Source organism: Bacillus cereus group sp. BfR-BA-01381 (assembly GCF_022663555.1).
GTDB lineage: Bacteria > Bacillota > Bacilli > Bacillales > Bacillaceae_G > Bacillus_A > Bacillus_A pacificus.
This window is the reverse complement of sequence record NZ_JAKUFR010000001.1, coordinates 136,851-149,588: the sequence shown is the minus strand read 5'-3', so window position 1 is coordinate 149,588 and position 12,738 is coordinate 136,851. Positions and strand designations below refer to the sequence as shown.

Genomic DNA, 12,738 nt, shown 5'->3' with positions numbered 1-12,738 from the left:
GATTAACTTATTAATCGTTTTTTTTATATTTATAATCTTCTGATAATCTAATTTTAACTTTATACAATAGTTATGTACACAACATAATGTACATTTTTTAGTAATCTTAGCGATGGATGTTGAGGCGAAAAAGAATAGGGATGGAATAGTGCAGTGGACGTATGACGATATACCCGAGAAGTTATGGAGCATTAGACCGCTCAGTAAATTTTGGGGTATATCGTATAAAACAGAAATGAAATTGAATCGAAAAGGTATACATACGATTGGAAATTTAGCGCAGTATCCTTTGAAATATTTAAAGCAATCATTCGGTGTAATAGGGGAAGAATTACATCTACATAGTAACGGAATTGATTTTAGCAGAATAGCAGAAAAATACGTTCCAGCAACAACATCTATAGCGAAAAGCCAAATATTATTTCGTGATTATTCGATAGAAGAGTTCATCGTTATTTTATTAGAGCATGTAGAAGAAGTTTGCTACAGATTGAGAAGAGAAAAGAAATATGCGCAAACGATTCATTTTTCAGTTGGATACAGTAAGGAATATGGAGGGGGAATAAAAAAGGCACATACATTAAATAGAGCAACAAATTTAACGATGGATATTTATAATGTTTGTACCTATTTTTTATACGAGCGACATACAGGAGAACCAATTCGATCGGTAAGCCTTTCCTTAACAAATCTAATAAATGAAGGGGAAGAGCAAATTTCGCTTTTCGATAACATTATACAAAGAGAAAAAGAAATGCGATTAACGAAAGTTATGGACGAAATTCGAACACGATTTGGTAAGAACAGTATTTTACGTGGAATTTCTTACACAAGCGTCGCAACAGCAAGATATAGAAACACGTTATTAGGAGGACATAAATCGTGATGAATGCTAATATGCCAAAAGGAAGAGAGATGGTAAAGTGGCAACCGTTTGCCAGTATGCCAGAGCAGTTCGTTTGTATTAAAGAAATGATACAGGAGCAAACAAAAATCCCTCGTCCAATTTTAACGCAAGATGCAAAAGAAAGGATTGAGAATAAGCTGTTAATTTCATATTTAGGTGAAGAAGAGGTTTTACTTACATATTATAAAAATGGCTATCTATATAAAAATTACATAACAGTAGCTGATATAAATCCATTAAATAAGACGATTACTTGTACTGATGCTTTTCGTAATCAAAGAATCTTTAAGTTTAGGGATGTAATGGAAGTGGATTAGAGTATCTTTCTATGCAGTAGGGTATTTTTAGCAGTCTACTGCATAGAAAAATCAAAGATCCAGTCACATATCAATTTTCAAGGTTTTAAAATGACTTTTATACAATCATCTTCACGATTATTAAAAATTTGATAACCGTAGCTCGCTTCTTCAAGGGGAATTTTGTGCGTAATAATCTCTTTTGGATCAAATTCTTTGTTTGTTATTTTTTCAAATAGTTCCGGCATAAAATGAATGACAGGTGCTTGTCCCATTTTTAAATTAATATTTCTAACCCAAAATGCCCCGAGTGGAAAGGCATTATAATTTCCGCCATAAACACCAGTCATTTGAACTGTTCCATATTTTCTTACGGCTTTCGTAGCGATTTGAATAGGGCCGAGAGTTCCGCCTTGTAATTTTAATTTTTGTTCCAGAAATTCTAGAGGTGATTTTTTCCCATCCATCCCCACGCAATCAATGACTACATCGGCACCGCCATGTGTAATTTCCTTTAAATGTTCTCCCATATCAGGAAATTTTGTAAACTCAAATACCTCAACATTGTTAATCTTTTTTGCATAATTTATTCGATAATCTAAGTAATCGACTGCGATTACGCGTTTAGCACCTTGCATCCAAGCGAATTTTTGTGTCATTAATCCAACAGGTCCACAACCAAGGACGATAACAGTATCACCTCGCTTAACGCCTGCGTTTATTACACTCCAATAAGCTGTTGGCAAAACATCGGATAAAAACAGTAGAGATTCATCTTCCAGTTCGCATGATTCTGGTATAACAAATGGAGTGAAATTTCCGAAAGGAACTTTTAAATATTCTGCTTGTCCGCCTGGATGGTTACCAAATTTCTCTGTATAACCAAAGTATCCACCAGAATCATAATGAGGATTGGAGTTATCACATTGGCTTTCCATTTCATGTTGGCAATAAAAACAATGTCCACAAGCAACGTTAAAGGGGATTACAACACGGTCGCCTTTTTTCACTTTCGTAACATCTGGACCTACTTCTTCAACAATGCCCATTGGCTCATGGCCAATAATATATCCTTGTGGTAAAGGCATGTTACCTTGATATAAATGTAAATCAGAACCGCAAATAGCGGTTGAAGTAATTTTTACAATAATATCATCTTTTTTTTCTAACTTTGCATCATCCACTTGTTTAACTTGTACTTGGTTTGGACCTTGATAGGTTACAGCTTTCATCTCGTATCTCCTTAGGAATCATTTTTCAAAATTTATCCCGCATTAACGGGCAGTAAGATCCCCACCTCAAAATTCAGCGGAAGCAAAGAAGTTAGGTGGGGGGGCGGGCTGCACGTAAAAGCCCGATTGGTGAGGGCTGATTAAAGTTTCACTTTATATGTATCTCTTGGCAAAACAGAAATCTTTAGTAAAGAGGAATCTATACATAGTGTTGTTATGACAGTATGTTATAGCAACTCTTCTTTCTTATGTCTTCTGCACTATTTTAAGAAGAAATTCAATATTTATTCATAAACTAATTCCCATAAAAAGGATAATTATTATTTCATAATCTGTAGCATATTAAAAACATCGGAGGTGAAATAATATGGCAAACAATAATAGTGGAAATCGTAATGAATTGTTAGTTCGAGGTGCTGAACAGGCTCTTGATCAAATGAAATATGAAATTGCACAAGAGTTTGGTGTACAACTTGGTGCAGATACAACAGCTCGTTCAAATGGATCTGTTGGTGGTGAAATTACAAAACGTTTAGTAGCAATGGCTGAACAACAACTTGGTGGTAGAGCTAACCGCTAAGTAAATTGACATACAATATAGTAGATATGTAAATCAATTTCTTTTGTATATGTGTAAAAATAAAAACCCTTATAGTAAATGGATTCTCACTCAAAGATTATTGATAATCTTCTTTCATAATCTTTGAGTATTTGATTTGTAAACTACTTTCCTAAACAATAAACACGCAGTGTTGGAAAGGTGTTTTCCATGCATAGTAGAAAATCTTTTGCAGGAAAAAGCATACTTAAAAATTTGATTTCAATATTGAAATCAATATTGATTATGATATTTTCGAAAGGGAGGAATTTAAAAATGGGTATTTTAAGTGGAAATCCTCAAAATGAGCCGTTACATTACGGAGAAGTATTTGATATTTGGAGTTATCTTCTTGCTGCACAGGGTGCGATTGCAAGTCATCAAGTATTTATGAATCACACAGGTGATGAAGATTTGAAGAAGTTTTTAGAAAGCTTAATTGAAAATGATATGAATTCGGAGATAGAAGAATTAAAGGCGCTTTTAAAAGTTAATGGGGTTGCTTTACCGCCTGCTCCTCCAGAACGACCAGTCGCATCTATTGAAGATATTCCTCCAGGAGCACGTATTAATGATGTTGAAATAGCAGCAGCTGTTTCTGCAGGATTAGCAGCTGGACTTGTGACATGTAGTCAAGTGATGGGAAAATGTCTTCGAGAAGATGTAGGGATGCTATTCGGACAATTTCATATGAAAAAAGCGCAAGCAGGTGTAACTTTGCTGCGTTTAAGTAAGAAAAAAGGGTGGGTAGTTCCACCTCCATTACATGTAAGAAATTCTGATCAAGCTTAATAAACAAAAATAAAAAAGTGGCATTGGCCACTTTTTTATTTTTTAGATGTATCCCCACTTCGGATTTGTTTATTTAGTTTCTTAAATATAAGAAAAAAAGTATTTTCATGCGTAATGTATCTTTTTGTCTACATATTTTCCATAGTCGGGTACAGCGATTTTATCGAATTCTTGAACAAGTGTTTTGAGGCTTGTTGATAGCAATTCACCTGACATTGGTATCCCATGTCCAGTAATAGCGACCAGAGGCTTTAATTCTTCTAATTTAATGACTGATTCTTTAGCGGCTTTCCAGTCTGTTGTTAAATAACGAGGGGGGCCGCTTATTTCCTGTTCCTGAGTAAATACTTTATATAGATATTCCTGTTTCACTGTAACAAAAGCATCACCAGCAATTAAAGTTCGGTCTTTTTCTCGAAATAATGAAATATGCCCAGGAGTATGCCCTGGTGTATGAATCCATCTAAACTCTGGCATATGAGGAATAGTTCCATCGGTAGGCAGCGCTTTTACGCTACTTCCTAAATCAATTGGTTCATTAGGGAACAGGGGAGACATTTTCGCTACTATACCACCTTCAACTGTTGGATCTGGTTCAGGATAGCTTTGTTGTCCAGTCAAGAACGGTATCTCCATTTCATGAGCATAGACTGGAACATCCCAATACTTGATGAGTTCAATTATTCCCCCAACATGATCAAAATGCCCGTGAGTTAAAATAATTGCTTTTGGGCGGTTGTTTGTACCAAATCGCTTCTCAGTGACAGAGATAATTTCATTTGCACATTTAGGCATTCCAGCATCAACTAAAACAAAATCATCGGTATGCGGATTTCCAACAAAACATATGTTGACGATTTGAATCGTGTAGCAAAATAAATCAGACAATACTTCGAGGCCATGACCACTTTCAATTGAAGTTGCTGGAATAAACTTGTAATCACTTCCATAATTCATTTCCTTGTCCACTTGTTATCCCCCTTAATTTATTCCAATATGACATTATAGTTCCCTAATTTTGAAAATCCATTTTTGGGGATATCGTTCTATGAATACAATTTCATTCATTTCTCTTAATATTCCACATTCCGTTTTACTTACATAGAATAGAATGCATATTCAAAGTTATTTTTATGGCAATTCAGAAAGTCTCTACTTGAAGTAGTCATCCACCTTTGGAGATTTTATAGTATATCAACTTTGTTTCTTACTCGTTTATTACATTTAATCTCACAAGTACCCATTATTAAAATGAGGAGAGAAACGTACTTGAATATAGAAAGTTTTTAATTTGAGAGGAGGAACTATCATATGGAAAAGGTACTAACGTTTAATTTTCCGGGGGAAAGACATGTGGACCCAACTCTTGCTCTTATTGAAGAATTAGTAAAAAGAGGAGAAGAAGTTGTTTACTATTGTGTAAAGGAGTATAAGGAGAAGTTTGAAAGAACAGGAGCTTCGTTTCGTCCATATGAAAATTTTTTAGCAACAGTAAACATGTTGGAAAGGATGAAAGGAAAAATAAATTCCTCTGAACTATTATTACATATGGTAAAATCCATGGACAACACAATAAAGATTGTTATAGAAGAACTGGCGGTTTCTTTTCGATTGTTTTGTTATTCTTATGGTTCTTTTTGTATTAAGGTAAATTCAATTTTTATATCAAAATTTCGAGAAATAAGTTAAGCAGTATGAGTAAATAATTGAACCATAATAAGATAAAGAAATAAAATTTAAATCTTAATGTTGGTTAGTAGATATATATTTACTTATTAACCTATCTTAGACTTTTGAAAGTATTTTCTGATTTTAGTTAAAAATTTTTGTCAAAAATAAGCATGTCATTTTATGGGAAATTTTGTCGTATGTATTCAATTGATGTAAGAATTTTCTTATAATGTAACTTGTTTATGGAAAATGATTCTATTATAAGTTTAAGAATAAAGATAATTAGGGAAGTTTGAATGAAATGGATTAGAAGACAGGATGAATCATAAAGTGAAAATTTGATCAGTGGAGGTTTTATGGGAAGTATATTTTCCACGTAGCTTCCTTGCTTCCAATCAGGGATTGGGCCACTGTATCAAGGTGAACAGAAATATTTATAATATTCATGCGAAAAAGGAGGGAGTTTTATGTATTTTGTAAGAAAGAAAACAAGGAATCGCTGGGTAACGCAAATTCAAAAAAACGCTAGTAGTGTAACTCGAGAAAATGGCTACTCATTTATTGACCAGTATATCAAGGACAAGCGAATCATTCTTCTGGGGGAAAACTGTCATGGAGTTGCGAATTATTATTCAACCAAAATCGATATAATCCGTTACTTGCATGAAAATCATGGATATAATGTCGTTGTTTTTGAAAGCGGCTTACTGGAAGCTACAATGTGTGAGATGTTTCTAAGTAACCACTCTACCGAAGAGAAGATACGGAATGGTTTTCTTGATATCTTTCATAATGAAGAAATGAAGGCACTTTTCACTGGAGAATGGGCTCAGCACTTGAAAATAAGTGGTATGGATGTTCAACCAACATATCCTTTAATATCTGAATATATGCTGGAATGGGTAAAGGATCATACAGATAATGACTTATATAATTCTTTAAAGAAAGTTGAAATGACGTTCTTCGAGTTGGATAAAGAAATGATGTACAAGGTAACAAGACAATTGAAGTCTAGGATGAAAGTGCTAATTGAGGAATACCAAAAGTGGTTAGTTTTTTTCAATTCAAAACGAATGAAATATGCAGAGTGCGTGAATAACAGGATGCTGGAACTGATTCACCGAGGGATGATCAATAGGGTGCAATGGCTGAAGACCAATTTGAAAGGGTACTTGTCCTCTGGGATACTTAGAGGGAAATTAATGTTTGAAAACTTAGAATGGCTACTCGATAATTATTATAAAAATGAAAAAGTTATTGTTTGGGCTCATAACTTTCATATTCGAAAAAAACAAACGTGGCCCTCGAAATTATTGGGTATAAAAAGTGTTGGTCATCTGTTGAGACAAAATCGTGATAATGACTGCTTTTCTCTGGGACTCTATGCAGGAAGTGGAAATGTAGCTTCATTATTAAGAGTTGACATAGAAATAGACACTACAAAAAAGAATCATTTAGAGTCTTTACTGGATGAAGCCTCAAAAAACGACATATTTTTGCCTTTGGACATAATAAATCAAAAAGGAAAGAAAAATATGTGGTATGACCAGAAATGGTGGTTGTTGGAATCTGGATTGATGAGTTTTGCTCCTAAAGTTCTTTATCCGCAAGAGCATTATGATGCTCTTCTGTTTTTTAAGGACGTGCGTCCGCCACTATATTTTAATCATAAAAAAAGTGAAGAAGGACATATCTAGTAAAAGAATCTAAAATTTCAAATCAATGTCGATATGATAAGAATATTCAGTTTTTTGTTAATATTCCACTTTTATATAATCGTAAAATTATTATAAAAAATGAGGTATATCTAATAAAAAACATTTGACAGTTAGTGTAAAAAATGTAAAATAAAAACAAGAGCTAGTTGTATGATAGTTCTGAAAATTAAGGAAAGGAGGAACTAAAATGAATAATGCTAATCAGTTTGACTTAGATGTGAAGATTAAATCTTCTTCAACAAATGGTGATGTAGATCCTAATACTGTTACAACTTCAGCACCTTGTGTTCAGGCTATAATATTAAGCGTAAGATATTGCACACGTATTACGTGCCGAGGATGTTTCTAAAATTCGAGGAGCTGATTCCAGTTTAAAGAGCTGAATTCAGCTCTTTTCTACTTAAACGTAAAAGAAACGAGGTAGGTTAAGATGAGCAAAATTGAAAAAATAGGTAATCGTGGACATGCTGTATTCGAAACCGAAGATTATTATATGTTAAGAACTCCCTCTAAATCTCTAAACTATTTTAGTAATCTATCAAAAAGCGATGAAGATGAAATGTTAAGACACTTCAGAGAGGATATGTTTCTTAGGTCGGCCATTTCTGTTTCCAGTCCTAATCTTTATGAAATGTTCTTAAAAAAAATGGATTCAATTCTTCAAAATAAGGAATCGAAAAAAAACAGACAAATCATATCGAGTCTAATGAAATATGCACTCCGTAGTTGTTCCCGTCCCACTCCTTTCGGCCTATTTTCGGGTATTGCAACGGGCAGGTTTTCAGCTGAAGCATCTTTTGACATAAAAATAGTAAATAGATTTGACAGAAGGACAAGGCCTGATATGGAATGGCTATTAGGCGTTGTCAGAGTTCTTGAACAGAATGATGATGTACTACCTTACTTAAGAGTCAGGAAGAATATGTCATTACATAAAGTGGGGAAAAGGTTGAATATCAAGTTTATGAGTTTACACGGTCGAAGTAAGGGGAATGCCGAAAAGGAAATTTCTGTAGCTTATACGGCTGTGCTGGAAAAAGTTTTAATGTTAACAGAGGCTCCCATCTTCTTTAAGGAATTAGAGAGGGAGTTATTTAATGAATACCCTGATGTAGATCAAGATGTTATATATAGCTATTTGAAACAATTAGTGAATCAAGAAATCCTTTATACTGAATTGAAACCACCAATGAATGATATTAATCCATTGGATTACATTAACTCTGTACTGAATAACGTTTACAAAGTTAGGAAGAATAATGGTCTTTCTCGTAATTTAGAATGTATTGATGAAATTCAACAAATCAAAAGTTCTATAGACAAGTATAACGAAGAAAATATTCTACCGCTGGGACAGGAATTCCATGCACTTTCTACAGATATGAAGAAACTATTTAAATGTATAACCCCGTTGCAAATAGATTCTTTTATAAAGACAGAAAGGAATGTCTTGCCTGAAAAAATGAAGGATGAAATAGCGGACGCTGCCGAATGCTTATGGAAGCTAAACCGTGATTCTAAGAATGAGAGAATGAATCAGTACAAGAATAAATTTATTGAAACATACGGAGTGTTCAGAGAAGTTCCTTTGATGGATGCTATCAGTGCTGAGAAAGGGATAGGATTCCCAGAAAATGATGATGGATTAAATCAAAGTGAAAAATTGAATAGAATGATGCTGTCTTTGGATGCTTCGAAGCAAATTATTCTAAATAACCTTGTTTCTAATGCGATAAAGCAGGGGGAAAGGGAAATAATACTAACGAATGAGGTTCTTGATACAATTTCTTCAGAAAATTTTATCGGAGAAACACCAGAAGGGGTTGACATCTATGCTGAAATAATACGGAACGGATCCGAGGGTTATAGAATCGTATTAAATCCGCAGGCTGGTGCACAGGGGGTAGGAAAGTCAAGTGGACGTTTTTTATATAATGATTATCAATTAAAGAATAAGTTTTTAGAAAGCCACCAAAAAGTAAGGATTCAGAATTGTCATTTGGAATATGTTGAACTCACTTATATACCTACGGGGGGAAGGGTGGGGAACGTTATGCAGGGAGTCACTCCTACTGAATATGAGTTAAGTATGACTGGAATAAGGAATGGTAAGGCAAAGCAGGTTGATTTGAGTGACCTTTTCTTAATGGCCACCCCGGACAGACTTTTAATAAAGTCCCGAACCCTTAATAAAGAAATCCGAGTAATCGCTAGTAATATGTATAACTATCATAATGCCCCGAAGCTATGTAAATTCTTATTAGAACTTACTGCGACTCAATATGCCAATTGGGGATTGTTTAATTGGGGAGTATTGCAATATAACGAATATCTACCTAGGGTAAAACGAAAAAATATAATCCTATATCCACAGACATGGAGATTCCAAGACCTAAAATTAAGGATAGACCCTGCATATTGTGAATTAGGTCTAGAAGATGGTATAAAAAAATGGCTTAAGGACTGGGATATTCCTCGGTATGTTTATTTGACATTTTCTGATCTCAGATTACTGATAGATTTACATAACCCCGCACACTTTAAAGAGTTAGTAAATGAAGTCAAGAAAAATCAACAATTTGAACTGCAAGAATTCATAGGTACATTTGAAGATAGAATTGTTGAAAGTGATGAAGGTAAACATATCATGGAAGTGGTGATTCCTGTAATTAGAAGAGAGGCTACCTTCTCAAACTATCTAGATCTTAATGTACAGGATGTACATCATAGTACTGTCAAAAGAACGATATATCCAGGGGAAGAATGCCTCCATATAAAATTATATGGCTCCTTGGGAGAACAGGAAGAGTTCATCAACCAAGAACTGTTGGAGTTTGGGGAGAGTTTGAGACGGAGTGGGGAAATCGATAAGTGGTTTTTTATTAGATATTTGGACCCTGAGCCACATATAAGATTGAGATTATTCGGTCCGCCTTATAAGTTGAATGGATCGGTGATTGCCAAAGTCAACACATTCGCAAAAGCTAACATACATAATGGGTATCTACAAACCTATTCTCTTAGCCCATATGAAAGGGAACTTGAAAGATACGGGGGAACAGGCTTGATTGAGCAGGTCGAAGATGTATTCTGGACTGATAGTGTTGTCGCCGCTAACCTTCTTAAATTTCTTAATAATAAACAAAACGGAAATGTATTTAATAAAGAAATAGTAGCGGCAATCAGCATAGTGGAGATGTTAGATTCTTTTGGTTTAACCACTGAAGAAATTCATCAAGATATATTTCATGAATCCAATCTTAACAAATTTATGGAAAACTTCAGAAGAAGTAAGGAAAAGTTGATACCGCTTCTTAACATTATGGATAATTGGGCCAGCTTGAGAAATTATGTAGGGGGGGAAGAATTGCTTTCAATACTAGAACCAAGAAAAAAGTACATCCAATTATTAGTCAAAAGTATAAAGGAATCCATCCAGAATGGACATATAATTCCACAGCAAATAAGCATATTGATTGACAGTCTTGTCCACATGCACTGTAACCGATTGTTAGGCCCAAATAAAATAGAGGATGAAGTAAGGGCCCTCATAAAATTAACGACTAGATCCCATATCTACATTAAGAATAAAGAATCCTTTAGGACAGAATTATCATTAAATTAATAAATTCTAATGAATAACGTATAAATTTGAATAGAAAGGGGGAACAACAATGTCTATGCCGAGGGAGAAAATAAGTATAGGTAATTTCCTAGATACATTCCGAGCGTGGCCTCGAATGTACCGTCTTATCTGGATGGCAAAAAAAAGCTACTTTATAGGAATTCTCATCTTATCTATCATTAATGGTCTTATACCAGCAGCTATGATTATCCTGATGGAGAGACTAGTTAATCAGATCAGTCAGGAAAATGATACAAAAATCGTATTTGGCCTGTTTGGCCTGTATATGGGATTGATGATAGTTTCGACAATCCTTGATACGTTAATGAATACTGTGAAGACTATTTATCAAGAATTGTTAACTAAAGAGATAGACATGAGGATTATTGAAAAGGCATCCGTATTACCTTATGAATATTTTGAAGACCATGAGATTTATGACAACATACAAAGAGCGAGGAATGAATCCACATACCGTCCCTTCCAGATCTTCGATCAAACCCTTGGAATCATTAGTGGTTTGGTTACTTTAGCATCGGTAGCAGTGATACTAATAGTATGGAAGTGGTGGCTAATAATCGTATTACTAATTATCCCTTTATTATCTGCATTTTCCTTCCTAAAGCTGGGACGACAGGAATTTATGCTCAGTTTTTTTCAGGCATCAAAGAGAAGAATTTTATACTATATTACGCTTTTAATGACGACTGACCAAAATGTGAAGGAAATAAAAACTTTTGATAAGACTGATACTATGAAGAGGAAATATGTGGAGACCTACAATCGAATCTTTAAGGAGAATAAGAAGATGACGATGCGAAGGTTCAGGACGACTACCATTTTTGATTTACTGACAATAACCATTGTTGGTTTTGTATTGTTGTATCTTATTTATGAAGCTTATATGGGCTTGATTGCAATTGGTTCTCTTGTTGCATATATCCAGGCTGTCAACAGGACGCAGGCTCAATCATCTTCCGTCTTAAGGCTATGTTTTGGTCTTTATGAAAACAATCTCTTTTTAAACCAACTTTTTTCCTTTATGGATCTACCTGAATCTACACAAATAAAGGGTTTAATGCAACCCACTATACCAAATGACATGGAAATAGATGAATCATCCTTGCGGTTTAATGATGTTTCTTTCACATATCCAAATAGAGCAGAAGCAGCCTTACAAAACATTAGTCTTACGATAAAACCTGGTGAAATAGTTGCTTTGGTCGGTGAGAACGGTTCAGGTAAATCAACGTTAACAAAATTAATCAGTAGGTTATTTAACCCTACTGAGGGGACGATTACGTACAAGGGAAAATTGATTCAACAATTTGAAATAAAAGAGTGGAAGTCAAAATTAAGTGTTGTGTTCCAGGAATTTAATAGATATGAGCTGACCGCTTATGAAAATATAACTCTAGGTGGTACTGAATATGGAAAGAAGGATGTTCAGAGAGCAGCTTGCCTTTCATGCTCAGAGGAGTTTCTTCAATCTCTTCCAGAAAAGTATAGTTCCCAATTAGGTGTCTGGTTTGAAGGAGGTGTACAGCTTTCTGGAGGTCAATGGCAGAAATTAGCTATTGCTAGAGCGTTTATCAGAGATGCAGAAATATATGTTATGGATGAACCTACTTCATCTATTGACGGATTCTCCCAAGAGGAAATTTTCAACAATTTTAAAGAGATTTGCAGTAATAAAATAGGCCTTTTCATTTCGCATCGTTTGTCTAATGTTATACATGCTGACAAAATTGTTGTTTTAAAGGATGGTAGAATTCATGACGTTGGGACTCATGAACAATTATTGGAAAGATGCGATCTGTACAATAGATTATATAATGCTCAGGCTGGCCGATATGTTAAAGGAAACGAAGCGGAATTAAGTGTTACTTCTTAATCAAT

Annotated in this window: 8 protein-coding genes and 2 pseudogenes; 8 read left to right on the top strand and 2 right to left on the bottom strand. The window is 34.5% G+C overall.

Annotation, left to right across the window (positions count from 1 at the left end):
• Positions 1-106: 106 nt before the first annotated feature.
• Positions 107-886 (top strand): annotated as a pseudogene (locus MR079_RS00730) (DinB/UmuC family translesion DNA polymerase); the annotation flags it as partial.
• Positions 883-1,224, top strand: coding sequence for a YolD-like family protein (locus MR079_RS00725; protein ID WP_000980464.1), 342 nt, complete (start codon positions 883-885; stop codon positions 1,222-1,224). The pseudogene MR079_RS00730 and the gene MR079_RS00725, both read left to right, overlap by 4 nt.
• Positions 1,225-1,301: 77 nt before the next feature.
• On the opposite strand, the gene MR079_RS00720 is transcribed toward MR079_RS00725, so the two are convergent.
• Positions 1,302-2,435 carry a zinc-dependent alcohol dehydrogenase gene (locus MR079_RS00720; RefSeq protein WP_000649081.1) on the bottom strand — a complete coding sequence of 378 codons (1,134 nt, stop codon included), beginning with the start codon at positions 2,433-2,435 and terminating at the stop codon, positions 1,302-1,304.
• Between the two features lie 367 nt (positions 2,436-2,802).
• Here MR079_RS00720 and sasP point away from each other — a divergent pair, with 367 nt between their 5' ends.
• Together sasP and MR079_RS00710 are read left to right on the top strand one after the other, a co-directional pair.
• A complete protein-coding gene (gene sasP / locus MR079_RS00715; protein ID WP_000002833.1) occupies positions 2,803-3,015 on the top strand; it encodes a small acid-soluble spore protein, SasP family in 213 nt (70 codons plus the stop codon).
• 294 nt (positions 3,016-3,309) lie between these two features.
• Entirely contained in the window at positions 3,310-3,825 is a 516-nt protein-coding gene (locus MR079_RS00710; RefSeq protein ID WP_242293309.1) for a DUF3231 family protein, read from the top strand.
• A 105-nt stretch (positions 3,826-3,930) separates the two neighbouring features.
• Here the strand turns inward: MR079_RS00710 and MR079_RS00705 are convergent, their stop codons facing one another.
• The gene (locus MR079_RS00705) at positions 3,931-4,794 is read right to left on the bottom strand and encodes an MBL fold metallo-hydrolase (RefSeq protein WP_242293308.1); all 864 of its coding nucleotides are present in this window, start codon (positions 4,792-4,794) and stop codon (positions 3,931-3,933) included.
• Between the two features lie 342 nt (positions 4,795-5,136).
• Between MR079_RS00705 and MR079_RS00700 the strand changes: the two are divergent.
• From MR079_RS00700 to MR079_RS00685, 4 genes and pseudogenes are all read left to right on the top strand, one after another.
• Positions 5,137-5,421, top strand: a pseudogene (locus MR079_RS00700) (macrolide family glycosyltransferase); the annotation flags it as partial.
• Positions 5,422-5,963: 542 nt separating this feature from the next.
• Positions 5,964-7,193, top strand: coding sequence for an erythromycin esterase family protein (locus MR079_RS00695; protein WP_242293307.1), 1,230 nt, complete (start codon positions 5,964-5,966; stop codon positions 7,191-7,193).
• A 451-nt stretch (positions 7,194-7,644) separates the two neighbouring features.
• A complete protein-coding gene (locus tag MR079_RS00690; protein WP_242293306.1) occupies positions 7,645-10,839 on the top strand; it encodes a lantibiotic dehydratase in 3,195 nt (1,064 codons plus the stop codon).
• Between the two features lie 49 nt (positions 10,840-10,888).
• Positions 10,889-12,733 carry an ABC transporter ATP-binding protein gene (locus MR079_RS00685; protein ID WP_242293305.1) on the top strand — a complete coding sequence of 615 codons (1,845 nt, stop codon included), beginning with the start codon at positions 10,889-10,891 and terminating at the stop codon, positions 12,731-12,733.
• Positions 12,734-12,738 lie beyond the last annotated feature (5 nt).